This is a genomic window from Capnocytophaga felis, assembly GCF_009684755.1.
In the GTDB taxonomy this organism is placed as follows: Bacteria; Bacteroidota; Bacteroidia; order Flavobacteriales; family Flavobacteriaceae; genus Capnocytophaga; species Capnocytophaga felis.
Window position 1 is genome coordinate 47,666 of record NZ_BLBC01000014.1, and the last position, 25,540, is coordinate 73,205.

Genomic DNA, 25,540 nt, shown 5'->3' on the forward strand with positions numbered 1-25,540 from the left:
TTCAGGAAAAATATGCGAAAATTAGCCAATAGTGAGTTAGAACGATTAGAGATAGATGAATTTAAAAAAGCAACCAAAACGCCACTTATTGTTATTTTAGATAACGTTCGGAGTTTGAATAATATAGGTTCCGTTTTTAGAACTTGTGATGCTTTTTTGGTTGAAAAAATATTTCTTTGTGGCATAACCGCTACTCCTCCGAACAAAGAAATTCACAAAACGGCACTCGGAGCTACTGAAAGTGTGGATTGGGAATATGCAGAAAGCACAATTTCAGTGGTGGAACGCCTAAAATCGGACGGAATTCGCGTTATTAGCATTGAGCAAGCCGAAAAATCTGTAATGCTCAACGATTTTCAACCCGAGTCTGGCACAAAATACGCAGTTATATTCGGAAATGAGGTAAAAGGAGTGGAACAAGAAGTAGTTTCTGCCTCTGACGGAGTTATTGAAATTCCGCAGTACGGAACGAAGCATTCTCTAAATATTTCAGTAAGTGCAGGAATTGTGATTTGGGATTTATGGAAAAAATTGAACGAGTAGATAAAGTTTAAAAAAAGAAGTTAGTTAAATTTTTCTGTAATAATTTTCGGAAGAACAAAAAAATGAATAGTTTTGCCGAAATTTATTCGAAATGACAGATATAACACTTTCCATACAAGCTACAAATAATCCTGAAATTATAAAATTAGAAGCTTCAAAGGCTTTAGTAAAAGGAAGTTACGAATTTAAAAACATTGATGAAGCTAAAAATTCTCCTTTAGCCAAGCAACTTTTCTATTTACCTTTTATAAAAACTGTTTATATTTCAAGTAATTTTATTGCATTGAAACGTTATCCGATAGTAGAGTGGGAGGAAGTGCAAGAAGAAGTAGCCGAACAAGTTTTGGAGTATATCAAGTCAGGTAAAGAGTTGATTATTAATGATTCAGGAGATGTAAAAAATCCTGTAACTGTTTATGCAGAAAGCACGCCTAATCCTGCGGTAATGAAATTTGTAGTGAATAAGCAGTTGGTTCCTGAAATTTTTGAATACAAAAATAGTGATGAAGCCAAAGATGCTCCGTTGGTAACTGCTCTTTTCAAGTTTGCTTTTGTAAAAGAAGTCTTTTTGGATAACAATTACATATCAATAACCAAACACGATGTTGTTGATTGGTATGATGTGGTGATGGAATTGCGAGAATTTATTCAAAATTATCTTATTCAAGGAAATACTGTCATCTTATCCGGAGAGATTAAAAAACGGATAGAAAAAGAAGAGAAAAAAGAAAATAGAATTATCACTACGGATATAACTTCTCAAAAGATAGTTTCGATTCTTGACCAATATATAAAACCTGCAGTAACTCTTGACGGCGGAAATATTGATTTTATTTCATATGATTCTGATAATCATTTGGTTGAAGTTGTTTTGCAGGGGGCTTGTAGCGGTTGTCCTTCATCAACACAAACATTAAAAAATGGTATTGAATCAATTTTGAAGGAACAGTTGCAAAATCCTAACATTCAAGTTGTTGCCATAAATGGTTAATTTCTGATTTAAGTCGTTACTTACAGCCGATTGTTACAAAAATTTCAAATACGAAAGTTAAATTTTGCAGAACAAGTTATTCTGCTCAATGCTTTATTTTTTGTAATTGTCCATTTGCTTACAAACTTGGCTGGGTTTTCACAATATCAAATTAACAATTGGTTAGGGCTACCTCAAAGTATAAGAGAATTTTTCACAAAACCTTGGACAATAATTACTTATTCCTTTTTTCACGCCAGTTTTCAGCATTTATTTTGGAATATGTTGATATTGTTTTTTACAGGACGAATATTCTTCAATTTATTTAATAGAAAGCAATTTATCAGAGTTTATTGTGCCGGAATTATTTTCAGTGGAATGTCATTTTTGTTGATAGACACATTATTTCCTCTCTTATTTGATGGTTCTATTTTATTAGGTGCATCGGGGGCAATTATGGCTTTGTTAGTGTTTGTTACTGTGATTGTTCCTAAATATACTGTGTATTTACTTTTTTCAATTCCAATGAAACTATGGGTGATAGTTTTATTTTTAATATTGTATGATATTGTTCAAATTTCATCAAACCCAGGCGGAAAAATTGTCCACTTAGGAGGGGCTTTTACAGGATATTTTATAGGGATTTTGACAAGAAAACCAATCCGAAACAAAAGTGAAAAAACAGTTAAATTAACAAAAAATAATGTTTCTAAGAAAATCGTAAAACCTTTGAAATCAAATGACGGTTTGAATGATTCTCAAAAATTAAAACAACATAAAGTTAATATTTTATTAGATAAAATCAGTACCAGCGGATACGCAAGTTTAACTGAAAAAGAGAAAAAATTTCTGTTCGAGGCAAGTAAAGATATGAATAATTAACCTCTCTTTTTAGCTTCAATAAGATTTATGATTTTTTCAGGACAACGGGTTGGTTTCCAAGTTTTGGAGTCAACAAAAACTAACGTTGTATTAGCTGTTGAAATTACTTCTCCTTTTTCGTTAATTATCTCATAATCAAATTCTATTTTGCTTGAAGTGACATTTTTGAATTTTGTTCTGATAGTGAGTAATTCATCATAAAATGCTGGTTTTTTATAGTTTATTTGTAGCGAAACCACAGGTAGCATAATTCCTTCTTCTTCTAACTTTTTGTAAGAAATTCCGAGTTCTCTAAGCCATTCTACTCTTCCTAATTCCAAGTACTGAGTGTAGTTGCCGTAGTAAACAACTCCCATTTGGTCGGTTTCGGCATAACGGGTCCTTAAAGTGTAGTCAAAATATAATTCTTTCATATTCAGGGGGTGTTTTTGCATTAACAAAGTTTAACTTTCTTCTCTTGCAAAAAAAAATGAAAAAAACAAGAGTTAAATCATTTTTTTTATTCAAAATTTATTCACAATTTTGCTTCCTCGAGAAAGTGACATTTTGGTGGTGTGTTTATTTAATTCTCGCAAATTTATATGTTTTTTTTAAAAGAGCAACAAGTAAAGGACTTAATTTCTGATTAAGTGCAAAGAATATTTTGACTTTTTAATCAATAATGAAAGATTTAGCCGAAAAAGTATGGGGTAGATGTCTTGATTTTATCAAAGACAATATTGATGAACAGCCATTTAATGTGTGGTTTGCTCCCATTGTGCCTATGGGATTAGATGGAAATACACTGAAAATCAAAGTTCCAAGTAAGTTTTTCTATGAATTTTTGGAAGAAAATTACATTTCACTTCTTAAATCGGCATTGACCTTTGCTTTAGGGGCTAATTCTAAATTAACGTATATTATAGATGCTTCGGTTAGGGAACAAGTACCAAGTACCAATCGACCTGAGTTGGCGAAACAGTCTGTTACTGTGTCAGTTCAAAATAAAGATCCCGAACTGAAAAATCCATTTGTTATTCCTGGAATTCGGGAAATTACGATTGACCCGCAACTTAATCTGAATCAGAATTTTGACAATTTTGTAGAGGGAGCCTCTAATCGTTTGGCTCGTTCGGCTGGCATAGCTGTGGCTAATAAACCTGGTGGAACATCTTTCAATCCTTTGTTTATTTTTGGAGGTGTAGGGCTTGGAAAAACACATTTGGCACACGCTATTGGGGTGGAAATCAAAGAGAAACATCCTAAGAAAAAGGTATTATATGTTTCTGCTGAGAAGTTTACACAGCAATTTGTAAATGCCACAATGTCAAAGGATAAGGATAAAAATACATTAAATGATTTTATTCATTTTTATCAACTTATTGACGTTCTGATAGTTGATGATATTCAGTTTTTATCCTCAAAAGTGAAAACACAAGATGCTTTTTTCCATATTTTCAATCACTTACATCAGAATAATAAACAGGTGATTTTGACATCGGATAAAGCACCGGTGGATATGCAAGATATTGAGCAACGATTACTTTCTCGTTTCAAATGGGGATTGTCGGCAGAATTACAAGCTCCTGATTATGAGACACGTTATAAAATTCTGAAAAATAAATTTTATAACGATGGAGCTGATGTTAGTGATGAAATTATTGCATATTTGGCTCAAAATGTGAGAACTAATGTACGTGAATTGGAAGGTGTTAGTAATTCATTGATTGCTCAGGCGGCTTTCAATCGTAAAGAATATTCGATTGAGCTGGCTCAAAGCATTATTGAAAAATCAATAAAAAATCATAGAAAAGAAATAACAATTGATCACATACAGCAAATAATTGTAGATTATTTTCAGGTAGATTTGGAGGATTTGCAGTCAAAAACACGAAAAAGAAATATAGTGCAAGCACGCCAATTGGCGATGTTTTTTGCTAAAAAATATACGAAAAATTCCCTTACAACTATTGGTTCACAGATTGGACAACGTGATCACGCAACCGTTCTTCACGCTTGTAAAACAGTCGAAAATCTGGCAGAAACAGATCGTGAATTTAAAAAGTATGTTGAAGATTTAACCTTGAAATTATCTAATTAAAATTACGCTCCCAAGTTTGAATACTTGGGATTTTTTATGTCAAATTCTTTTTAGCTAAGATGTTATCATTTCAAAATAAGCACAATTTTTATTTGTATTTTTGAATGAAAAAATGTAGTTTTGCAATATTCAATTTTTCTACAAAAATTTAAATGAAAACAAAAATATTGATGGTTTGTTTGGGGAATATTTGTCGTTCTCCATTGGCAGAAGGAATTTTGAGGTCAAAGCTTGATTCAGAGAAGTTTGAGGTGGATTCCGCAGGAACTTCAAATTATCACGTAGGTGCAGCTCCTGATCGTCGTTCTATAGAGGTTGCTCGTAAAAACGGAATAGATATTTCTAACCTTAAAGGACGTCAAATTTCAGTTGATGATTTTGAAAAGTTCGATTATATTTTTGTAATGGATAGGAGTAATTATGCTAATGTATGCGACTTAGCAGCAAAAAATGAGCACCGTGAGAAAATATCTTTTTTATTAGATACACTCGGTAAGGCAACTTTGAAAGAGGTTCCTGACCCATATTATGGGGATAAAAATGATTTTAGAGCTGTTTTTACTATGATTGATGAAGCTTGTGATGTGATAAGTGAAAAGTTGAAAGCTATTCATTAAAATAATTTCTTCGTTTAAATTACTGTATTTCAGTTATTCATTGTATGTCAAGTATTTATTTGATTCCTAATTTTTTAGGTGAAAGCTCTGCTGATATGGTTTTGCCAAATCAGGTTGTAGCAGTTGTTCGTTCGTTAAAACATTTTATCGTAGAAAACGAAAAATCGGCACGAAAGTTTATAAAACAAATCGCCCCTGAGAAATCTCAACAGGAATTAATTTTTTTTACCATCAATAAACATACACCTTCAGAAGAATTACCTTCTTTTTTGCAGCCTTGTTCTGCCGGATTTTCAATGGGAATTATTTCTGAGGCAGGTTGTCCCGGAATTGCTGATCCGGGAGCTGAAATAGTAAAAATAGCTCACAAGAAACAAATCAAAGTAATTCCTTTAGTTGGTCCTTCTTCTATATTGATGGCGATGATGGCAAGCGGACTGAATGGGCAAAGTTTTGCCTTCAATGGTTATCTTCCAATTGACAAATCAGATCGTAAAAAAATGCTAAAGTTACTTGAAAGAAAGGCAATAGAAAGCAATCAAACTCAGATTTTTATCGAAACTCCTTACAGAAATGACAAAATGTTTGCCGATTTGATAGAAACTTTGCAACCAACAACTCTCTTATGTATCGCGTGTGATATCAGTTTGGAAACTGAGGAAATTAAAACTCAAACCATAGCTCAGTGGCGAAAAACAAATATTTCTTTTCAAAAACGTCCCGCAATTTTTATTATAGGTAGTTAAAAAATGTTTGGTGTTTTTAGAATATTTATTCATATATTTGCCGAAAAGTTTTTCTTTTTACACACCAAGTTGATTTTTTTGAAAATTTTACATATATGTTTCATAAAGAAGGTTTTAAGATAATTCTGACTACATTTTTCATTACCATAGGGTTGGTTTTGTCTGCACATTTTTTCATTGATATTTTTTGGTTACAAAAACTAATTCAGGTATTTGCATTGGTATTTTTGATTTTGGTACTTCAATTCTTTAGGAATCCTAAAAGAATTACACAAAAGAATGATAATCATATCATTGCACCAGTTGATGGAAAAGTTGTAGTTATTGAAGAAGTAGAAGAGAAAGAATACTTTAAGGACAAACGTCTGCAAGTTTCCATTTTTATGTCACCCTTTAACGTTCACGTAACTCGTTATGCCTTAGGAGGAAAGGTGGTTTTTAGTAAATATCATCCCGGAAAATATTTAGTGGCTTGGCATCCAAAAGCTTCTGAAGAAAATGAAAGAACTACTGTGGTTGTTGATAATCAAGTGTTTGGAAAGGTGTTATATCGACAAATTGCAGGGGCTTTGGCAAAACGTATTGTGAATTATGCAAAAGAAGGAAATGTAGCAATTCAGGGAGCTGATGCGGGATTTATCAAGTTTGGCTCACGCGTGGATTTATATTTACCACTTGGAACCAAAATAAATGTTGAACTTGGTCAAACCGTTAAAGGCGGAGTTGACGTGATAGCTGAAAAATAAGAGTTTAGCAAAGAAATTAATTTAAGTTTTTTAAAAAAGATAGAAAAAATTTATGGGAAGAGCATTTGAGTTTAGAAAAGCACGAAAATTTAAACGTTGGGCTGCGATGGCAAAAACGTTTACACGTATCGGGAAAGACATCGTAATGGCAGTTAAAGAAGGAGGTCCGCATCCTGAATCTAACTCACGATTAAGAGCTGTAATTCAAAATGCTAAGGCGGCGAATATGCCGAAGGAAAATATAGAAAGAGCAATTAAAAAAGCATCGGAAAAAGATACTGCAAATTATAAGGAAGTTCTTTTTGAAGGTTATGCACCTCACGGAATTGCAATTTTGATTGAAACGGCAACGGATAATAATAACCGTACTGTGGCAAATATTCGTAGTTATTTTAACAAATGCAATGGAACTCTTGGTACTTCCGGTTCAGTGGAATTTATGTTTGACCACACGTGTAATTTCCGAATTAATGCAGAAGGAATTGATCCGGAAGAGCTTGAACTTGAAATGATTGACTTCGGTGCAGAGGAAGTTTTTGCTGATGAAGACGGAATTCATATTTATGCTCCTTTTGAAAGTTTTGGAGCTATTCAAAAAGAATTGGAAGGCAGAAACATAGAAATTTTATCTTCCGGATTTGATCGTATTCCTCAGGTAACTAAAGAGTTATCAGCTGAAGAACAAGCTGATGTGGAAAAACTTCTTGAAAAAATAGAAGAAGACGAAGATGTCCAAAATGTTTATCATACAATGAAAGAGGCTGAGGCTTAGTCTTTTAGAGTTAAATAAACTGTAAATATTCAATATAAAAATATGTAGAAACTGTTGGAGATTGCTTTATAGTTTTTTTCTGACAGTTTTTCTTTTATTATAAGCATAATTATGTCATTTATAGAGGATTATAAAAAAGCATTTTTAATTCATCTGGAAAAATCAATCGTTAAAACAGAACCCGAAAATTTGTATGCACCAATGCATTATATTTTGGGATTAGAAGGAAAACGCATTCGTCCTGTTTTAACATTAATGGCTGCAGACCTTTTTGGAACAGATTACAAAAAGGCTCTTCACGCAGCTTTGGCTGTGGAAGTTTTTCATAATTTTTCGTTGGTTCACGATGATATTATGGATAATGCTCCTTTGAGGAGAGGCAAACAAACGGTACACAGTAAGTGGAATACTAACACGGCAATTTTATCAGGAGATGCGATGTTAATCATTGCATATCAGTTGTTTGAGAATTATAAGCCAACTATTTTTCAGGAATTGGCGAAATTGTTTAGCAAAACGGCTTTGGAAGTTTGTGAAGGTCAGCAATTGGATATGGATTTTGAGAGCCGAAACGACGTGAACAGTGAGCAATATTTACAGATGATAAAGTACAAGACTGCCGTTTTAGTAGGAGCTGCTTTGCAAATGGGGGCAATTGTAGCTGAAACTTCCGAAGAAAATAAAAAACTTGTTTACGATTTCGGAATTCAGTTGGGTTTGGCTTTTCAATTGCAAGACGATTACCTTGATGCCTTTGGAGATAGCTCTTTTGGCAAGCAAATAGGAGGGGATATATTGGAAAATAAGAAAACAATGCTTTATCTGAAAGCTTTGGAACTATCTGATAATGAACTTAAAAAAGAATTGTTTCTTTTGTATAATAATACGGAAGAAAATCCGGATAAAGTTGAAAAAGTGAAGAAAATTTTTGTGGAAACTCAAGCTGCTGATTTTGTCAGAAAAGAGATTGAAAAATATACGCAAAATTCTTTAGATTCGCTCGAAAAATTGGATATTATCGAGGATAAAAAACTTGAAATCAGAAAGTTTGCCATTGATTTAATGAATAGAAAAATATAAGAAACAGAATAAAATTACTAAAAATATAGAAGAGATGGAAAGAACATATGCAGGAATTCCTGAAGAAAATGCAACGTTTGAAAATTCAAAAGTGATGCTGGTAACAGTTCCTTATGACGGAACGTCCACTTGGGGAAAAGGTGCGGACAAAGGTCCTGAACTTTTTTTAAACGCTTCTGAAAATATGGAACTTTATGATATTGAAACAGATACAGAGCCATATTTGAATGGAGTTTATATGGCAGGAGAAATATCCGAGAGCAGTTCGCCTGAGGCAATGACTGAAGCTGTTTATCAAAAGACAAAGGAACTTTTACAGCACGAAGGCAAATTGTTTACGCTTTTCGGTGGAGAACATTCTGTTTCAATTGGTTCGATTCGTGCAGTGGGAGAGAAGTACGAAAAATTAACAGTACTTCAGTTAGATGCTCATACGGATTTGCGTCCAGAGTTTCACGGTTCTACATCTAACCACGCTTGTGCTGTGTTTGAGGCTAATCAAAAACATAAATTAGTACAAGTAGGTATTCGTTCAATGGATGCAGAAGAAAAACAATATCTTCCAAAAGGACGTGTTTTTTTCGCTCACGAAATTGCTAAAAATAAGAAATGGATTGACGATGTTTTGGATAAAGTTTCCGGAAATGTTTATATAACTATTGATTTAGATGCTTTTGACCCTTCAATAGCTCCGTCAACAGGTACTCCTGAACCGGGAGGATTGCAATGGTATCCGACATTGAAATTACTTCGGAAAGTTTTCAAAAAATGTAACGTAGTAGCTTTTGATATTGTGGAACTTATGGATAGCCCTGCTGCTAAACCAACAGCTTTTTTAGCCGCAAAATTGTACTACAAAATGTTAGCTTATCATTTTAAATACAGTAAAAGAGTTAAATAGCAAGAATTGTGATAAATGAAAAAGGTCAGAATATTTCTAATTCTGACCTTTTTTATTTTGATAATTTGGTAAAATTACACATTAAAACGGAAGTGCATTACATCGCCGTCTTTTACGATGTATTCTTTGCCTTCTACACGCATTTTTCCGGCTTCTTTTACTTTGGCTTCGCTGCCGTAGGTAACAAAGTCATCGTAGGCAATAACTTCGGCACGGATAAATCCTTTTTCAAAATCGGAATGGATAACTCCGGCGGCTTTAGGGGCGGTATCTCCTTTATGAATCGTCCAAGCACGCACTTCTTTTACTCCGGCGGTGAAATAGGTTTGTAAATTGAGCAGTTTGTATGCTGCCCGAATCAGTTTGGAAGCTCCCGGCTCATCAAGTCCGATATCTTCCAAGAACATTTGACGTTCCTCATAGCTTTCCAGTTCTGTAATATCGGCTTCGGTAGCAACAGCCAGTACGATAACTTCCGCATTTTCGTCTTTTACGGCTTCTTTTACCTGCTCTACATATTTATTTCCGTTTTTGGCGGCAGCCTCATCTACATTACAAACGTACAGAATAGGCTTGGCGGTAAGCAGCTGGAAGGAATCCATCAGTTCTTGCTCATCATCAGCGACTTGTACGGCTCTTGCAGAATTGCCCGATTCCAACGTAGTTTTAATTCGATTTAAAAGTTCTTGTTCTTTGGCAGCTTTTTTATCGCCCGCCTTAGCAGCACGATTTACTTTGTCGAGGCGTTTTTCAACGGTTTCCAAATCTTTAAGTTGAAGCTCCACATCAATGGTTCCTTTATCGCGAATGGGGTTTACGCTTCCGTCCACGTGAACGATATTGTCGTTTTCAAAACATCTGAGTACGTGTATGATGGCGTTACACTCGCGGATGTTCCCCAGAAACTGGTTGCCCAATCCTTCGCCTTTGCTGGCTCCTTTTACCAGTCCGGCAATGTCCACAATTTCAACGGTGGCGGGTAAAATGCGTTCGGGTTTTACCAATTCTTCCAATTTTTCCAATCGTGGGTCGGGTACGTTTACTACGCCTAAATTGGGTTCGATGGTACAAAACGGAAAGTTTGCACTCTGTGCTTTGGCATTTGATAAACAATTAAATAAAGTGGATTTTCCAACGTTAGGAAGCCCTACAATTCCTGCTTTCATATTATTTTTATGGGTTTTACAGCCTTTCAATGATTTAAAATACTCATTTTTAGCTGTTTTTCTTTTTACTAAAATTCGTGCAAAAGTAAGAAAAAATCTTGAAACTCAAAAAAGCAAAATGAACATTCCAAATGAAAGGAATTCTAAAATCTTTTAGTAAACATAAAAAGAAATATCTATAAGAAAATAGTTGTAAAATTTAACATTTGAATACATTTAGATATGAAAAATTAATATATATTTGCACCCTGACACAAAGCGATATAAAGCATTTGAAGTGATGTGAAAAGTATGATACCTTAAAAAAGAGGATATGTCTGTCAGGCTGAGCGAAGTCGAAGCCTTATTATTACAAGGCTTCGACTTCGCTCAGCCTGACAATCGGAAGTGTTATCACACTTTTTATAATACAATCAAGCATTTAACTACTCAAAACTTTATGAATTTCAATATTAAAAACTTGCTTAAGTTGTTGAATTTCCGTATATTTGCATTGCAAATTGATACAAAAACGCAACGCAACGCAACGCAACGCAACGCAACGCAACGCAACGCAACGCAACGCCTTTCTTGTGCTTTAATTAAAAGTACCCTCGCACGCGTATATACTTTTTCCGCTTATATACAACATTCCGTAACTAATTTTTTAAAACAAAATACAGATTTGCTGTGCAAAACGCAACGCAAACAGACCGGCTATGGGCATTTCGCTCGTAATCGGTTTTTTGTGTTTTGTGCAAATTGGGAAAGTAAAAATTTTAATTATAAAACTTTAATACGATGACAGACAAAAATTTAGCCAGTGTAATTTTTACCACCGAAGAATTACAAAAATTAGATGAAGCCTTACAAAGCATTGAAAATGTATTAAAAGGAAAAACATTTAACCTCACTCCCGACGAACGCAGACAATACGGGAGCATTGCCGAACAAAACAAACTTTTTGTAAATAAATGCAAGGAGCTTATGGAGCAATATCCGCAGTTTGTGCCTTCCTTTTTGGATAAAGCCGAGTTTGACCGCGATTATCAAGCTCGTCAGCAGATTGAAACCCGCCTTATCCGTCTCAAAACCTTTACCGAACAACTTTCGGACACTAAAGTATTGCTCGACAATGACAATTATTACAATTCGATAACTTTTTACCGAAACGTAAAATTTTTAAGCGTACAAAACATTCCGGGTATTAAAACCTTATACGAGCAATTAAAACAGTTCTTTAAAGGCGGACGAAAGAAAACAGACGCATAACAATTCCCTTTTAAAGTAAGCCACAGAAGTTATTCAATGGAACAAAAGGGTATTGAATAAATAGTTGAGTTTTCAGAGGTAATGTAAAAATTATGATACCTTAAAAAAAAAGAAGTGTTTTTGTCAGGCTGAGCGTAGTCGAAGCCCTGTAATTACAAGGCTTCGTCATATACTCCGTTTTCACGGACTTTGCTCAGCCTGACAATCGGAACTTTCATCATACTTTTTATAACACGACCGAGTTTTCTAAATTCCCCCTTTAAAGGGGGTAGGGGGATGTTAAAAATGTATAGAATATAGCAAACAAGCTATTAAATAGGTTTTATAACTATATTTAATAGATATCATCAGGGTATTGAATGCTTTTTATCAATGTATTTAATAGGGTTTAAAACAGTATTAAATACATTGTTTTAGTGTATAAAATACATTTCCGAAGGGTATTTTATGCATTTTTGAGAAGTATTTTTACGGGTTGAAAAGCCTATTTAATACCTAAGTAGAGAACAATTAACAATCATTCATTGAAAAATTATTATTTGTTCATTGAAAAAAGGCGTAGCCCGAAAAGCCTGTAATAGAGTAGGGAAAATTTTAATAGATTGAATAATGAATAAATCTACTTTTGTAACATTATTGATTATTGGGGTGGGTGCATTTTTATACTTCTACAATTCAGAAAAAGCATCTCCTATTGATTTGGTTAATTACCAACCAACCCAAGAATTTGCTCCAGCATACAATATTCTCAAAGAAGAATCTAAAATTTCCGAAGAAAGAAAAGGAGAAAAGGAATATGATATAGAGGAAACTGTACGCATTATGAACGGACTGGAACTGGCACAGTCCCAATCCGATAATTTTTACGACTTTTTGGAATATCTGGCTAAACAAGATTACAGTTTGGTGGCACAAGATGTAATCGAAGCTAAAATGAAACTTTTGCCTATTCTCCAAAAAATGTTTGAGTTAGAAAAGAAACACCAAGAGATTTCATTTATGTGGGAATTGGCTAAAAATATGGCTACAACTCCAAGTTCAAATTCTGCAATATCTGACTTAGTAATGAATGTTTCCCCTGCAAAAGCCCATCTTCAATTACTTTCCGCTGCCAAGGCAGTAGGCACTCAAGCTATTGATACTTATCAAAAACAACAAGAATTAAAATCTGCATTGGAGGATGAAATTAATGTAGTGAAAAATGCCTATATTGAATACCTATCAGAATTTTCTCCTATTTATTATAAATATATGAAAGAGTGGGACTTATTGTGCGTCAATAAAGATAAGGCTTATCTTGAAGTTTATTCTGGTAGAATGGAAGAGGCTCGCAATTCTACTTCTGATATTTTGAAAAAATATCCAAATAACAGAGAAGCACTTCTTTTGAAGGCTTTAGCTTTAATCAATATACCTCCTAAAATTAAAACTATTGAAAATCAAGAAAAAATAGAAAGCATTTCACAAGATGAAGTTTTACCAATAGTACAGGAAGAAGTTAATGAAAATTTCATAGAGGCAGAAGCTACTTTAAATACATACATCGAATTATATCCAGAACGTTCTGCTCCCGCATTAGTACTTAAGGGATTACTGAGTGCTAAAGAAGGCAAGGTACAGCAATCTTTATCTTACTATGATCAAGCTGCCATAGAATACCCTCGCCAAGCCATAATGTTGACTGACTTATTAGATTCTTACAGAAACAGAACCTATTTGAATAAAACACCCGAAGGACAATATCTGTTAAGACTCTACCGTTCTACAATGGAAGGATACGGAATTTTTAGTCCCAATTTTTTAAAGGCTAACTATTACGTAGAAAAGGGAATGTTAGAAGAAAGTAAAAATGAAATTTTCAATCATTTTTTCAGAAGAGGGAATCAAGGTATTTATGATTGTCTATTATCAGATATGAATTATTGCGAGGATAACTTATACAGCAGTTTTAAACAATTGTTGATGGAACAATCTTTTATAGATGTTGGTGTAAATCCTGCTTCGGACTGGAAATTTTTAGATAAAGAAGATGAGATATTAGTAACCATTAACAATCGTTCTGATATAAAATTAGAAAATGTTCGTTTGTTCCTTTGTTTGCATTACACAGATATGTACAAAGATGAATACGACGTAATAAAAACCTCTGCTAAAAACATAATAAATCCTCACGAACAGATAGAGTTAGCCCCTATAAAATTAGAATACAATGGTAAAAAATACAACGATATTACACGCGTGAGGGTTATAGCTATGACAGATGATAAAATTTGTTGGGTAGATGATGCTGAATACAAACAAAATCATGCTCTGAATATCTCTAATAACTTACAATATGCAAAAAACAGAATTGTAAATGAAAAGAGAGAAGTCTTTTTAAAAGACTTTTCATTAACAGCAGATAAATTAAAAACAATATTGGAGGAAAGCATTGGAATACAAGGCGGACAGAAAAAATCTAATTCTTCTGTCAGTTGGTATTCTTGGGATGGAGTAAAAGAGGTAGGTTCTTCAATTTCAAGCCTATGGAAAGAATCTGATAAAAAATTAAAAATAGAACTTCCTCGAATATTAACACTGATTGACCCCATTTTTTCTATCTATGAATTACAAGATAAAGATAGAGTTATATTGCCTAAGGAGAATTATTTAGCTGGCTCAAATATCCGTCTGAAGTTTGACAATGAACCCAAAGAAGGAGAAATTATTCCTCTATATATTTACAGTGACTTTGTCAATTTTAAAATAAATCTTATTTTCAAAGGGAATAATCCAATTGTAAAGAATGTAGAAATACTTTAAGTTAAAATTTTCATTATGAAAGAAATTAATGAAAAAAACCGAAAGCATTACACTTTCGGTTTTTTGTTATCCTTAAACAGAATTCTTAAGTTATTTAAATTCTTTTTCGTAGCGTTTGCGGTCGTTTTCGTTTAAGTAGATTTTACGCAAGCGTATTGACTTTGGTGTAACCTCCACGTATTCATCTTTTTGGATGTACTCCAACGCTTCTTCCAACGAAAACTTAATAGCAGGGGCAATACGCATTTTATCGTCCGCACCGGCTGAACGTATGTTGGTGAGTTTCTTGGTTTTAGTAACGTTCACTACCATATCATCACCGCGTGAATTTTCCCCAATTACTTGTCCTTCATACACATCTTCGTTCGGGTCGATGAAGAATTTCCCTCTATCTTGCAGTTTGTCAATAGAATACGGAATGGCTTTTCCATTTTCCATTGAGATTAACGAGCCATTGATACGCCCAGGAATTTCGCCTTTGTAAGGTTGATATTCCAAAAATCGGTGTGCCATAATGGCTTCTCCAGCAGTAACTGTAAGTATCTGATTACGAAGTCCGATAATTCCTCTTGACGGAATGATAAATTCGATTACCATTCGCTCGCCTTTTGGGGTCATTGATAGCATTTCGCCCTTGCGAAGAGTTACAAACTCTACGGCTCTTCCTGACAGATTTTCAGGCAAGTCGATGGTCAGTTCCTCAACGGGTTCGCATTTTACGCCATCAATTTCTTTTATAATTACTTGTGGCTGACCGATTTGCAATTCATAGCCTTCACGACGCATCGTTTCAATAAGTACTGAAAGGTGCAATACACCACGCCCAAAAACCATAAATTTGTCGGCACTATCGGTAGGTTCAACACGAAGAGCAAGATTTTTCTCCAATTCTTTTTCTAAACGCTCCTTAATGTGGCGTGAGGTAACGTATTTTCCTTCTTTTCCGAAGAAAGGTGAATCGTTGATAGTGAACAACATACTCATCGTAGGCTCATCAATGGCGATGGTTGGCAAGGCTTCCGGATTTTCAAAATCGGCAATGGTATCACCGATGTCAAAACCTTCCAAACCGGCAATAGCACAGATGTCGCCCGCTTGTATTTCATCGATTTTTTTTCTGCCCAATCCGTCAAAAGTGTGTAATTCCTTAACCTTTGATTTGGTGATAGTTCCGTCTCGTTTTACCAATGAAACGTTCATACCGCTTTTGAGAACGCCGCGTTGCAAACGTCCGATGGCAATTCGTCCCGTAAAGGAAGAATAATCAAGCGAAGTGATAAGCATTTGTGTAGTTCCTTCTTCAATTTTTGGTGAAGGAATGTATTTGATAACCATATCGAGAAGCGGTGCGATAGAGTCGGTAGGTTTTTTCCAATCTTCTGACATCCAATTATTTTTGGCAGAACCATACACGGTAGGGAAATCCAACTGCCATTCTTCGGCACCGAGTTCAAACATCAGGTCGAACACTTTTTCGTGAACCTCATCGGGCGTACAGTTTTCCTTATCTACTTTATTTACCACTACAATGGGTTTGAGCTTCATTTCGATGGCTTTTTGCAGTACGAAACGCGTTTGTGGCATCGGACCTTCAAAGGCATCAACCAAAAGCAAAACGCCGTCCGCCATATTGAGTACACGTTCTACCTCGCCCCCGAAATCGGCGTGTCCTGGCGTGTCTATAATGTTGATTTTTGTATCCTTATAAGTTACGGAAACATTTTTGGAAAGAATCGTGATTCCGCGTTCGCGTTCAATGTCGTTATTATCCAAAATAAGTTCGCCGGACTCTTGATTTTCTCTGAATAAAGCACAATGATGCAATATTTTATCCACCAAAGTAGTTTTCCCGTGGTCAACGTGGGCAATAATAGCTATGTTTTTGATAGCAGTCATAAAATGTATTTAAAATTAAAAGCGGGCAAAAATACGATAAAATGTGAAAAGTGAAAAATAAAGCCAAAAAAAGTTTTGTTAAATCATAGAATTTGAATAAACAGAACTTAAATCTCAAAGAAATTTTATTTTTGATAAATAAAACAAAAAATAATTATAAAATACTGAACCGAATAAATTACAAATATTTAGTATTAAATCAATAAAAGGCATTTTATTTACTAAATTGTAACTAACTTAACACCAGCTCTATTTTCTTTTGAAAAATAAAAAAAACGCGAAAATATATGTCATAATCAATTTTTTTCGTACATTAGCCCGTTGATTTGTTGAATGAAATTAGAAAATAGTAAACATTAATTATGACAGAAGGAGAAAAACTCATTCCTGTAGATATAGGTGATGAGATGAAATCCGCTTACATTGATTATTCAATGTCGGTAATTGTTTCACGGGCGTTGCCGGATGTTCGTGATGGTTTAAAGCCTGTTCATCGTCGCGTTCTGTTCGGAATGTATGAGTTGGGCGTGTTGAGTAACAAAGCATATAAAAAATCTGCGAGAATTGTAGGGGAGGTTCTGGGTAAATATCACCCACACGGAGACTCGCCCGTGTATGAAACAATGGTGCGAATGGCACAGCCTTGGAGTTTGCGTTATATGCTGGTTGATGGGCAAGGAAACTTCGGTTCGGTAGATGGAGATTCAGCAGCGGCAATGCGTTATACGGAGGCTCGTATGCGAAAAATATCGGAAGATATGCTTGCTGATATTGAAAAAGAAACCGTTGACCATCAACTAAACTTTGATGATACTCTGCAAGAACCTACGGTGTTACCCACTCGTATCCCTAATTTATTGGTGAATGGTTCGTCAGGAATTGCGGTGGGAATGGCGACCAATATGGCTCCGCACAACTTAAGTGAAGTAGTTGACGGAACAATTGCTTACATAGATAATCCTGAAATTGAAATAGATGAATTAATAAAATACATCAAAGCTCCTGATTTTCCTACCGGAGGAATCATTTACGGATATGAAGGAGTACGAGAAGCTTTCAAAACAGGACGTGGTCGTGTTGTGATGCGTGCTAAAGCTGATATCCAAGAGGTTAAAGGAAGGGAATGTATCGTAGTTACAGAAATTCCGTATCAGATTAATAAAGCCTTGATGGTTAAACAAACTGCCGACCTTATTAAAGAGGGAAAACTGGACGGTATTGCTGAAATTCGTGATGAGTCATCAGGACGCGAAGGAATGCGTATTGTTTATGTGCTCAAGCGTGATGCCGTGTCTAACGTAGTGTTAAATAACTTGTTTAAACACACAGCTTTACAATCTTCTTTCAGCGTAAATAATATTGCCTTAGTTAAGGGTCGTCCGCAATTGTTAAACTTGAAAGAGTTGATTCATTACTTTGTGGAACACCGTTATGATGTGGTCTATCGCAGAACACAATTCGAACTTCGTAAGGCACAAGAAAGAGCTCACATCTTAGAGGGATTAATCATTGCTTCGGATAATATTGATGAAGTAATTGCGATTATTCGTTCATCGGAAAGCCCTGAAGTAGCTCGAACTCGATTGATGGAACGTTTCAATCTGTCTGAAATTCAATCAAGAGCGATTGTTGAGATGCGTTTGCGTCAGCTTACGGGTCTTGAGCAAGATAAATTACGAGCTGAATTTGAAGAACTTAAAAAGTTGATTGTTGATTTAGAAGATATTTTGGCTCGTAAGGAACGTCGTACCGAAATTATTAAAGAGGAACTTCTTGAAATTAAAGAGAAATATGGCGATGTTCGTCGTTCTCAAATCGAATACGCAGGAGGAGAATTTAGTGTGGAGGATATGATTCCTGATGAAACAATGGTAATTACCATCACACACGCAGGATACATCAAGCGTACATCTTTAAATGAGTACAAAACACAAAACAGAGGTGGTGTTGGTCAAAAGGCTTCAAATACGCGTGACCAAGACTTTTTGGAACATTTGTTTGTGAGTTCGAACCACCAATATATGTTATTCTTTACTCAGAAAGGAAAATGTTTCTGGATGCGAGTTTACGAAATTCCGGAAGGAGGTAAAACAGCCAAAGGACGAGCTATTCAAAATCTTATCAATATTGAGCAAGATGATAAAGTAAAAGCCTTTGTAAGTGTTCAAAACCTTAAAGATGAGGAATATATCAATAATAATTATTTGATTATGGCTACGAAACAAGGTATCGTTAAGAAAACTTTGTTGGAGCAATACTCTCGTCCTCGTCAGAATGGTATTAATGCAATCACAATCAAGGACGGAGATGAATTGCTTGAAGCAAAACTTACTTCTGGTAGAAGTCAGCTGATGTTGGCTGTGAAATCGGGTAGGGCTATTCGTTTTGAGGAAGAGAAAGTACGCGCCGTAGGTAGAAATTCGCAAGGTGTTCGAGGAATTGATTTAGATGTTGAAAATGATGAGGTTATAGGAATGATTGCAATTGAAAATCCATTGGAAGAAACTGTACTTGTAGTTTCGGAAAACGGATACGGAAAACGTTCTTATATTGATGAACCGGAAACAGGAGAGGCTGTTTACCGAATTACAAATCGTGGAGGAAAAGGAGTCAAAACGATTTCCATCACTGAAAAAACAGGGAATTTGGTGGCAATCAAGAGCGTGCTTCCGGGAGAGGATTTGATGATTATCAACAAATCCGGAATTGCTATTCGTTTACCAATTGATGATTTACGAATTATGGGGCGTGCCACACAAGGTGTACGTTTGATAAACATCAAAGGGAATGATTCTATCGCGGCTGTTGCTAAGGTGATGAAAGAAGATGAGGAGGAAGAAACGGTATCAGAAGAAAATCAAAATCCTGAAACTGAAAATAACGTATAGATAGTCAATTTTGCATAAATCTTGTCAGAAATTAAGACTTTGGCAAGGTTTATGCTTTGGTTAGTCTAAAAATCAAAAAATTATAAAATAACTTACAAAAACAAATCAGATGAAAAAATCATTATTGTTTGCATCAGCATTATTGGTATCGGCTGTTGCGTTTGGACAAAAAAAAGAACTTAGAGAGGTAGAAAAACAAATCAAAAAAGGAGATTTGGCAAATGCCAAAAATGCATTGGAAGGAATTAAAAGTGCGGCTACATCAAACAGCGAGTTTGCTCCTCAATACTATTTCTTGGAAGGGCAATTGAATCTTGCTAATGCTAAAAAGAATGTAAATGTAGCGTCTTCTTTACAAAATGCTTCTGCTGCGTTTGCTAAAGTAAGAGAATTGGAGGGAGGAAAAGGGAAATATGTGTCAATGTTACAACCCCTTTTGGAAGATGCAACTAACATTGCTCTTACTCAAGCACAAGAATCTTACGGAAGAAAAGATTTTAAAAATGCTACAACCGCATTTGAGCAAGTGTATCGTTTAAGTCCACGTGATACTGTCTTTTTGTATAATGCCGCTTTAGTTGCCGTACAAGACAAAAACTATGATGCTGCTTTAAAATATTATAAAGAGTTAAAGGATTTAAACTATGACGGAACAGAAGTTCTTTACTATGCAAAAGAAAAGCAAACGGGAAAAGAAGAAGCTTTCTCAACTAAAAATCAGCGTGATTTAATGGTAAAAGGAGGTACTCACACAAATCCAAGAACTGAAAAAACTCCTTCAAAACGTGCTGATATTGTCAAAAACATTGCGTACATTTATGTAGAACAAGGGAAAAATGATGAAGCTTTGGCTGCATTTGCAGAAGCTAGAAAAAGATATCCAAATGATGCAAATTTGATAGTTCAAGAAGCAAGCATTTATATGCAGTTGGATAATAAAGATAAGTTCAAAGAGTTGATGCAAGAAGCAGCTAAATTAGAGCCTAAAAACCCTGATTTACAGTATAATATAGGTGTTATTAATATGCAACAAAATCATTTGGAAGAGGCTCGTAAGGCGTTTCAACAAGCTTTGAGCATCAAACCTGATTATGCAGATGCTGTGTTAAATATTTCAACAACCTATATCAATGAAGGAAATGCTTTGGTTGAGCAGATGAACTCTTTAGGAAATTCAAAAGCAGATATTGCAAAATATGAGGAATTAAGACTTAAAAAAGATGAATTCTTTAAAAAAGGTGCTGAAATTCTAGAGAATTTTTATAAAACACAAGGTAAAAATGAAAGTATCTTGGAGCAATTAAAAAATATCTATGGAGCCTTAGGAGATAGTGCTAATTTCCAAAGAGTTAAAGGATTGTTAGGACAATAATTCTTTTTTGAAATAAAATAACTGATAAATAAAAGCATAAAGGATTCATTTTCTTTATGCTTTTTTATTTTATCTTTAGGATTAAATAACATATGTTCGGTTTTTAACTTTCGACTTTTAATTCTATCTTTGCCCGAATTTTCAAATAATAAAAATGCAAATAGAAGTATTAAAATCTAAAATTCACAGAGTTACGGTTACAGGAGCTGACTTAAACTATGTTGGCAGTATCACAATTGACGAGGATTTACTTGATGCAGCCAATATGATTGAAGGCGAAAAGGTTGCAATTGTGAACGTGAATAACGGCGAACGTTTAGAAACTTATATTATAAAAGGAAAACGCAATTCTGGAGAAATTGTATTGAATGGTCCTGCTGCTCGCAAAGTACAAAGAGGAGATGTTATTATTATTATTTCTTACGGAATTATGGATTTTGAAGAAGCAAAACAATTTAAGCCCTCAATTATTTTCCCAAATGAGAAAACAAACAAAATAGAATAACATAATAAACTAATTTCCAGAAAGATGAAACTTGTAAAAACTCTTGTTCCTCTATTGTTGGGTGTCTTCTTGTGTTGGTATGCGTATAGCCAATTTACTGAGGAACAACTTGTTGAAATCAAGACAAAGTTTATAGACACCAATTACTTTTATATTGGTCTTTCCATCTTTTTGGGATTTTTAAGTCATATTTCAAGGGCAGTTCGTTGGCAATTGTTAATCAGTTCGTTAGGATACAGAGCGAAGACTACAAACAGAATTATGGCTGTTTTTATTGGTTATTTAGTAAATATTACAATTCCTCGTTCAGGTGAAGTTTCACGTGCCTTAGTAATCAATCGTTATGATAATGTCCCTTTTGATAAGTCTTTCGGAACGATTATTTCTGAGCGTATTGTAGATATGATTTTGTTGTTATTATTCACATTATCAGCGTTTTTAATTCAATTCGATTTGATAAGTGATTTTTTACTTTCAAGAGTTCCTTTTAAAAAATTAATGCTTATCGGAGGAATTGGGTTCGTTCTTGGTGGAGGATTTTTGTGGTGGCTTTATAAATCAAAAAATTCATTTGCAGATAAAATTAGTAATTTTCTTCTCGGTTTAAAAGAAGGAATATTTTCAATCGTAAAATTAAAACAACGAAAAATGTTTATTTTACATACATTTTTTATATGGGGAATGTATTTTTTGATGTTTTATGCTCCGTTTTTTGCTTTGCCTGAAACTAGTGATGTTGAGCTATCTACGGTTCTAACTGCCTTTGTAGTAGGTAGTTTTGCAATTGCTTTCACCAATGGGGGCTTTGGTTCGTATCCATTTTTTATTGCAGAAATTCTTTTACTTTTTGGAATACCATTAGTTACAGGAACGGCTTTCGGATGGATTGTTTGGGTTTCGCAATTTTTTATGACTTTATTTTTTGGTGGCATATCTTTTATACTACTTCCGTTATTAAACAGAAAAAGAAACTAATTATATAGGATTTCCTAAGATAATTTCCTTTCCTTTAACAGATTGCGTAAAAATTAAATATCTATCGCCTCCGTCCTTAAGTTTGTATTTTTTCTTAATTTCATCAGCTGATAATGGATGATTTTTGGAAATTACATTGTATCTACTTCCTTTTTCAATACTTTTTGTTGAAATAATTTCTGATTTTAAGATTCTTCCCGGGAAATTAGGATTTATTTGTTCGGAAGTATATAAATGTGTATTGGGATGCAATTTTTCTAAATTAAAATATTTGGAAATCAAGTTGAAAGCTCCTGATTTTAACAAACTATTATTAGGAATGTATATATATTCTTTAGGGACTGAAAAAGAAATCGTTACATTTTCGGCATCTTCAAAGAAGAAGGAAAATATAGGTTCATCAGTTCCTAAATTTACACATCGGCAAAGAGCTTTATCGTTTGCTTTATCTTGATTTTGTAAAACAAGAACTTCTTTTACTTCATTTTTAACGGACACTATATCAATACGTTTTACATTTGGAAATACTGAAAGTAAATATTTTAAGTCGATTAAAGGCGATAGTTTTATTAAAATTTGGTCTGCGATTTTCCAAAGTGCAGGTTGAATATCCAATAAGTTTGGGGAAAGCTCCTCCAAAAGAAATTTTTTCTTGTTGTTTTCGTCTCTTCTTGCAGGGTCGATGAAAATCAAATCGAATTTTTCTGAATTTTTTTGTAAAAATTCATATAAAGATTCTTGATGAAAGTTCGCTTTTCTACCTAAAATCAACCAATTATGTTGTACTAATTTTAGAAGTTCCGGATTTTGCTCTACCAAATGTACTTCTTCAAAATTTTTAGACAGAAAAAAGGCATCTATTCCCAGTCCGCAAGTCAAATCTAAAAAACGTTTTCCCTGCATTCCAACAGACTTAAATTCAGCTGTTTGCTGTGAAGAGGCTTGCTCCAAATTAAGTTGTGGAGGGAAAAGAATATTGGGTTGATTTAAAAAAGGAAATTTTTTGGAAGCAGTGTTTCTTCCGATAATTTGTTGAGCCAAATATTTATTACTAATTCCTTCAAAAACAGTTTTTTTAAGCAATAAATCGGAGATGTTTATATTTAAATTTTCGGTGATAAAATCCTGGATTTTTCTATCTAAAATCATACTAAGAGAAAAAACAAAAGAATGATTTTTTTGAAAAATTCTTAAAATCATTCTTTTTAATGCTATAAATCTTTCATTTTATTTGCCAAAGTTTCAATGAATTTTGAAATAGGAGATTTAATCATCATTGCCATCATTGGATTAAAATTTCCTTGAAAGAGAAGTTGTGCTTCCGTCTGATTTTCAGATTTTTTCAATAAATTTGCAGTAAGTGTAAACGGAACTTTATCACTTTTTGCTCCCAAAACAATTTGTGAATTTGGCGTACTGCTCTTCTTTTCCAATGCAATTTCAGGCATTCCTTTCAATGCAAACAGAAAAGAATTTTCATTGAGTATCTGAAACTTGCTAATGGAATCGGGCATTAATTTTTCAAAGTTTTTCATATTTTCCAACAAATCAAATAATTCTTGTTGGCTTTTTGGTACGGTTACTTTCGAACTTTCTAAATTCATTATTTTTTTAATATAAAGTTAAAAAAGAGGCAAAATTGAATTTCTATTTTTTCAATTCTAAATTTGGATTTTACACATTGGATTAATTTATTGTTTCCATTGTGATGGATTTTCTCTCCATTCCTTTAATGTTTCTAATTCATTTTCAGAAATATATCCTATTTTTAATGCTTGTAAAAGTAAACTTTCATAATCCCCTAACGTGTGTAAATTTACTTTTTCATTTGCAAAATTGGAGTTAGCCACATCAAATCCGTAAGAGAAAATAGCTATCATTCCCAACACATTAGCCTGACTGTCTTTCAATGCTTTAACGGCATTTAAACTACTCATTCCGGTACTGATGAGGTCTTCAATTACAACCACATTTTGGTTTGCTTCCAAAAGCCCTTCAATTTGATTTTGCCTGCCGTGTTTTTTAGGCTCAGGACGTACATAAATGAAAGGTAGTCCTAACTGATTTGCCACAAGCATTCCGATACCGATGGCTCCCGTAGCAACACCGGCAATTACTTCCACATTTGGATATTTTTCTCTGATTTGTTTTACCATCTCTGAGGTTACAAAATTTCTAACCTCTGGATATGAGAGTATTATACGATTATCACAATAAATTGGAGATTTCCAACCTGAAGCCCACGTAAAAGAATTTTCAGAATTCAATTTTATTGCTTTTATTTGCAATAAAAAATCAGCCGTTTTTTGTGCGGTATTACTATTTAAAATCATTTTTTGTTATGTATGAAATTTTTGTAAATGATAAATCTATTATTCTGACAAATATAGAAGAAAATATTAACAATATCAAATTTTTTCGACTAAAAGATGTAACAATCGATTTTATTATGTCAGAATTGAATAAAAAAGGTGTTGAAAAAATCTATCTTTATCATCCTAATGAGGAAAAACTTCTTAAAAAGTTCAAGAAGAAAATAGATGTCATCAAAGCTGGAGGAGGAATCGTAACCAACAAAAAAGGGGAAATTCTGGTGATGAAAAGACGAGGAAAATGGGATTTACCAAAAGGGAAAAAAGAAAAAGGAGAGAATATCGCCGTTTGTGCTTTGCGTGAAGTAGAAGAAGAAACAGGAGTTAAGAAGCTGAATTTGATACGATTTAGAACCATAACCTATCATATTTTTAAGCAAGATGGGAAATATTTTTTGAAAGAAACATATTGGTATGATATGGAAACGAAATACAAAGGTGTTCTTAAAGCCCAAATTGAGGAAGATATAGAAATGGTTTGTTGGAAAAAGCCTGATGAAGTTCAAGAGCTAATCAAAAAATCATATAAAAATATTCAAAAAATATTTGAATAAATTTATAATGTATTGATTGTTATAAATTTAATTTTAAAATAAAATGATTAAGCTGATTTTAGTGTCAGGCTTGGGAAGTTTCATAGGTGGGATTTTGAGAGTAATCATTTCTTTTATTTTAAACATAAAATTTGACAAAACTCTGCACTTTCCTATCGGAATTATGACTGTAAATATCATTGGATGTTTTTTGATAGGTATTTTTTTTACTTATTTTAAGGAAAAATCACAATTTGGAGCATTACAGTACTTATTAATGACCGGAATTTTAGGAGGATTCACTACTTTTTCAACTTTTTCGCTCGAAACACTTCAACTTTTTCAAAATAATGAACCAATAAAAGCAATTTTTTACGTTTCAGGTAGTGTTTTATTGGGAATTGCAGCTTGTTTTTTAGGAAGTAAAATACATTTTTAATAAA

Annotated in this window: 25 protein-coding genes; 19 read left to right on the plus strand and 6 right to left on the minus strand. The window is 33.9% G+C overall.

All coding sequences use genetic code 11. The features are described from left to right. The first annotated feature begins 12 nt into the window (after positions 1-12). The 3 genes from GN105_RS10640 to GN105_RS10650 all read left to right on the plus strand — a co-directional run bounded on the left by GN105_RS10640 (position 13) and on the right by GN105_RS10650 (position 2,395). Positions 13-543 (plus strand): RNA methyltransferase, encoded by a 531-nt coding sequence (locus GN105_RS10640; RefSeq protein ID WP_155285384.1) that lies wholly within the window; start codon positions 13-15, stop codon positions 541-543. Between the two features lie 91 nt (positions 544-634). Then, complete coding sequence (locus tag GN105_RS10645) at positions 635-1,534, plus strand: NifU family protein (protein ID WP_155285385.1); 900 nt, start codon at positions 635-637, stop codon at positions 1,532-1,534. Between the two features lie 30 nt (positions 1,535-1,564). After that, on the plus strand, positions 1,565-2,395 hold the full coding sequence (locus GN105_RS10650) for a rhomboid family intramembrane serine protease (protein ID WP_155285386.1): 831 nt from the start codon (positions 1,565-1,567) through the stop codon (positions 2,393-2,395). Here GN105_RS10650 and GN105_RS10655 read toward each other — a convergent pair. Continuing rightward, positions 2,392-2,808 (minus strand): acyl-CoA thioesterase, encoded by a 417-nt coding sequence (locus GN105_RS10655; protein WP_155285387.1) that lies wholly within the window; start codon positions 2,806-2,808, stop codon positions 2,392-2,394. The genes GN105_RS10650 and GN105_RS10655 overlap by 4 nt on opposite strands. Before the next feature lie 248 nt (positions 2,809-3,056). Here GN105_RS10655 and dnaA point away from each other — a divergent pair, with 248 nt between their 5' ends. From dnaA to speB, 7 genes are all read left to right on the plus strand, one after another. Further along, positions 3,057-4,475, plus strand: a complete 1,419-nt coding sequence (gene dnaA / locus GN105_RS10660) for a chromosomal replication initiator protein DnaA (protein WP_155285388.1) — start codon at positions 3,057-3,059, stop codon at positions 4,473-4,475. Between the two features lie 152 nt (positions 4,476-4,627). Continuing rightward, positions 4,628-5,092, plus strand: a complete 465-nt coding sequence (locus GN105_RS10665) for a low molecular weight protein-tyrosine-phosphatase (protein WP_155285389.1) — start codon at positions 4,628-4,630, stop codon at positions 5,090-5,092. A gap of 44 nt (positions 5,093-5,136) precedes the next feature. Next, the gene (locus GN105_RS10670) at positions 5,137-5,838 is read left to right on the plus strand and encodes an SAM-dependent methyltransferase (protein WP_155285390.1); all 702 of its coding nucleotides are present in this window, start codon (positions 5,137-5,139) and stop codon (positions 5,836-5,838) included. 95 nt (positions 5,839-5,933) lie between these two features. Then, the gene (locus tag GN105_RS10675) at positions 5,934-6,584 is read left to right on the plus strand and encodes a phosphatidylserine decarboxylase family protein (protein WP_155285391.1); all 651 of its coding nucleotides are present in this window, start codon (positions 5,934-5,936) and stop codon (positions 6,582-6,584) included. Positions 6,585-6,636: 52 nt separating this feature from the next. After that, the gene (locus tag GN105_RS10680; RefSeq protein WP_155285392.1) at positions 6,637-7,356 is read left to right on the plus strand and encodes a YebC/PmpR family DNA-binding transcriptional regulator; all 720 of its coding nucleotides are present in this window, start codon (positions 6,637-6,639) and stop codon (positions 7,354-7,356) included. A 111-nt stretch (positions 7,357-7,467) separates the two neighbouring features. Then, positions 7,468-8,436: a polyprenyl synthetase family protein gene (locus tag GN105_RS10685; RefSeq protein WP_155285393.1), complete on the plus strand. Its 969-nt coding sequence runs from the start codon at positions 7,468-7,470 to the stop codon at positions 8,434-8,436. A gap of 34 nt (positions 8,437-8,470) precedes the next feature. Then, on the plus strand, positions 8,471-9,337 hold the full coding sequence (speB, locus tag GN105_RS10690; protein WP_155285394.1) for an agmatinase: 867 nt from the start codon (positions 8,471-8,473) through the stop codon (positions 9,335-9,337). Between the two features lie 74 nt (positions 9,338-9,411). On the opposite strand, the gene ychF is transcribed toward speB, so the two are convergent. Continuing rightward, entirely contained in the window at positions 9,412-10,503 is a 1,092-nt protein-coding gene (ychF, locus tag GN105_RS10695) for a redox-regulated ATPase YchF (RefSeq protein WP_155285395.1), read from the minus strand. A gap of 313 nt (positions 10,504-10,816) precedes the next feature. Here ychF and GN105_RS10700 point away from each other — a divergent pair, with 313 nt between their 5' ends. From GN105_RS10700 to GN105_RS10710, 3 genes are all read left to right on the plus strand, one after another. After that, entirely contained in the window at positions 10,817-11,287 is a 471-nt protein-coding gene (locus tag GN105_RS10700; protein ID WP_155285396.1) for a hypothetical protein, read from the plus strand. Further along, positions 11,284-11,754, plus strand: coding sequence for a hypothetical protein (locus GN105_RS10705; protein ID WP_155285397.1), 471 nt, complete (start codon positions 11,284-11,286; stop codon positions 11,752-11,754). Before GN105_RS10700 ends, GN105_RS10705 begins: the two co-directional genes overlap by 4 nt. 609 nt (positions 11,755-12,363) lie before the next feature. Next, positions 12,364-14,556 (plus strand): hypothetical protein, encoded by a 2,193-nt coding sequence (locus tag GN105_RS10710; protein WP_155285398.1) that lies wholly within the window; start codon positions 12,364-12,366, stop codon positions 14,554-14,556. A 90-nt stretch (positions 14,557-14,646) separates the two neighbouring features. Here GN105_RS10710 and typA read toward each other — a convergent pair whose 3' ends face one another. After that, on the minus strand, positions 14,647-16,452 hold the full coding sequence (typA, locus tag GN105_RS10715) for a translational GTPase TypA (protein WP_155285399.1): 1,806 nt from the start codon (positions 16,450-16,452) through the stop codon (positions 14,647-14,649). Positions 16,453-16,814: 362 nt separating this feature from the next. Between typA and gyrA the strand changes: the two genes are divergently transcribed. The 4 genes from gyrA to GN105_RS10735 all read left to right on the plus strand — a co-directional run bounded on the left by gyrA (position 16,815) and on the right by GN105_RS10735 (position 22,192). Continuing rightward, entirely contained in the window at positions 16,815-19,340 is a 2,526-nt protein-coding gene (gyrA, locus tag GN105_RS10720) for a DNA gyrase subunit A (protein WP_155285400.1), read from the plus strand. A gap of 109 nt (positions 19,341-19,449) precedes the next feature. Next, positions 19,450-20,712: a tetratricopeptide repeat protein gene (locus tag GN105_RS10725; RefSeq protein ID WP_155285401.1), complete on the plus strand. Its 1,263-nt coding sequence runs from the start codon at positions 19,450-19,452 to the stop codon at positions 20,710-20,712. Between the two features lie 154 nt (positions 20,713-20,866). Next, complete coding sequence (panD, locus tag GN105_RS10730) at positions 20,867-21,217, plus strand: aspartate 1-decarboxylase (RefSeq protein WP_155285402.1); 351 nt, start codon at positions 20,867-20,869, stop codon at positions 21,215-21,217. Positions 21,218-21,241: 24 nt separating this feature from the next. Continuing rightward, positions 21,242-22,192: a lysylphosphatidylglycerol synthase transmembrane domain-containing protein gene (locus GN105_RS10735; protein WP_155285403.1), complete on the plus strand. Its 951-nt coding sequence runs from the start codon at positions 21,242-21,244 to the stop codon at positions 22,190-22,192. On the opposite strand, the gene GN105_RS10740 is transcribed toward GN105_RS10735, so the two are convergent. From GN105_RS10740 to pyrE, 3 genes are all read right to left on the minus strand, one after another. After that, on the minus strand, positions 22,193-23,341 hold the full coding sequence (locus GN105_RS10740) for a THUMP-like domain-containing protein (protein WP_155285404.1): 1,149 nt from the start codon (positions 23,339-23,341) through the stop codon (positions 22,193-22,195). Positions 23,342-23,403: 62 nt separating this feature from the next. Next, the gene (locus GN105_RS10745) at positions 23,404-23,796 is read right to left on the minus strand and encodes an SRPBCC family protein (protein ID WP_155285405.1); all 393 of its coding nucleotides are present in this window, start codon (positions 23,794-23,796) and stop codon (positions 23,404-23,406) included. A gap of 87 nt (positions 23,797-23,883) precedes the next feature. After that, a complete protein-coding gene (gene pyrE / locus GN105_RS10750) occupies positions 23,884-24,525 on the minus strand; it encodes an orotate phosphoribosyltransferase (RefSeq protein WP_155285406.1) in 642 nt (213 codons plus the stop codon). 8 nt (positions 24,526-24,533) lie between these two features. Between pyrE and GN105_RS10755 the strand changes: the two genes are divergently transcribed. Further along, on the plus strand, positions 24,534-25,118 hold the full coding sequence (locus GN105_RS10755) for an NUDIX hydrolase (protein WP_155285407.1): 585 nt from the start codon (positions 24,534-24,536) through the stop codon (positions 25,116-25,118). A gap of 43 nt (positions 25,119-25,161) precedes the next feature. Continuing rightward, positions 25,162-25,536, plus strand: coding sequence for a fluoride efflux transporter CrcB (gene crcB / locus GN105_RS10760; RefSeq protein WP_155285408.1), 375 nt, complete (start codon positions 25,162-25,164; stop codon positions 25,534-25,536). Positions 25,537-25,540 lie beyond the last annotated feature (4 nt).

Excerpts from the sequence above, each read along its gene's own strand:
- GN105_RS10640 (WP_155285384.1), top strand. The coding sequence starts at position 13 with ATGCGAAAATTAGCCAATAGTGAGTTAGAACGATTAGAGATAGATGAA.
- GN105_RS10645 (WP_155285385.1), top strand. The coding sequence starts at position 635 with ATGACAGATATAACACTTTCCATACAAGCTACAAATAATCCTGAAATT.
- GN105_RS10655 (WP_155285387.1), bottom strand. The coding sequence starts at position 2,808 with ATGAAAGAATTATATTTTGACTACACTTTAAGGACCCGTTATGCCGAA.
- dnaA (WP_155285388.1), top strand. The coding sequence starts at position 3,057 with ATGAAAGATTTAGCCGAAAAAGTATGGGGTAGATGTCTTGATTTTATC.
- GN105_RS10665 (WP_155285389.1), top strand. The coding sequence starts at position 4,628 with ATGAAAACAAAAATATTGATGGTTTGTTTGGGGAATATTTGTCGTTCT.
- GN105_RS10670 (WP_155285390.1), top strand. The coding sequence starts at position 5,137 with ATGTCAAGTATTTATTTGATTCCTAATTTTTTAGGTGAAAGCTCTGCT.
- GN105_RS10675 (WP_155285391.1), top strand. The coding sequence starts at position 5,934 with ATGTTTCATAAAGAAGGTTTTAAGATAATTCTGACTACATTTTTCATT.
- GN105_RS10680 (WP_155285392.1), top strand. The coding sequence starts at position 6,637 with ATGGGAAGAGCATTTGAGTTTAGAAAAGCACGAAAATTTAAACGTTGG.
- GN105_RS10685 (WP_155285393.1), top strand. The coding sequence starts at position 7,468 with ATGTCATTTATAGAGGATTATAAAAAAGCATTTTTAATTCATCTGGAA.
- speB (WP_155285394.1), top strand. The coding sequence starts at position 8,471 with ATGGAAAGAACATATGCAGGAATTCCTGAAGAAAATGCAACGTTTGAA.
- ychF (WP_155285395.1), bottom strand. The coding sequence starts at position 10,503 with ATGAAAGCAGGAATTGTAGGGCTTCCTAACGTTGGAAAATCCACTTTA.
- GN105_RS10700 (WP_155285396.1), top strand. The coding sequence starts at position 10,817 with ATGTCTGTCAGGCTGAGCGAAGTCGAAGCCTTATTATTACAAGGCTTC.
- GN105_RS10705 (WP_155285397.1), top strand. The coding sequence starts at position 11,284 with ATGACAGACAAAAATTTAGCCAGTGTAATTTTTACCACCGAAGAATTA.
- GN105_RS10710 (WP_155285398.1), top strand. The coding sequence starts at position 12,364 with ATGAATAAATCTACTTTTGTAACATTATTGATTATTGGGGTGGGTGCA.
- typA (WP_155285399.1), bottom strand. The coding sequence starts at position 16,452 with ATGACTGCTATCAAAAACATAGCTATTATTGCCCACGTTGACCACGGG.
- gyrA (WP_155285400.1), top strand. The coding sequence starts at position 16,815 with ATGACAGAAGGAGAAAAACTCATTCCTGTAGATATAGGTGATGAGATG.
- GN105_RS10725 (WP_155285401.1), top strand. The coding sequence starts at position 19,450 with ATGAAAAAATCATTATTGTTTGCATCAGCATTATTGGTATCGGCTGTT.
- panD (WP_155285402.1), top strand. The coding sequence starts at position 20,867 with ATGCAAATAGAAGTATTAAAATCTAAAATTCACAGAGTTACGGTTACA.
- GN105_RS10735 (WP_155285403.1), top strand. The coding sequence starts at position 21,242 with ATGAAACTTGTAAAAACTCTTGTTCCTCTATTGTTGGGTGTCTTCTTG.
- GN105_RS10740 (WP_155285404.1), bottom strand. The coding sequence starts at position 23,341 with ATGATTTTAGATAGAAAAATCCAGGATTTTATCACCGAAAATTTAAAT.
- GN105_RS10745 (WP_155285405.1), bottom strand. The coding sequence starts at position 23,796 with ATGAATTTAGAAAGTTCGAAAGTAACCGTACCAAAAAGCCAACAAGAA.
- pyrE (WP_155285406.1), bottom strand. The coding sequence starts at position 24,525 with ATGATTTTAAATAGTAATACCGCACAAAAAACGGCTGATTTTTTATTG.
- GN105_RS10755 (WP_155285407.1), top strand. The coding sequence starts at position 24,534 with ATGTATGAAATTTTTGTAAATGATAAATCTATTATTCTGACAAATATA.
- crcB (WP_155285408.1), top strand. The coding sequence starts at position 25,162 with ATGATTAAGCTGATTTTAGTGTCAGGCTTGGGAAGTTTCATAGGTGGG.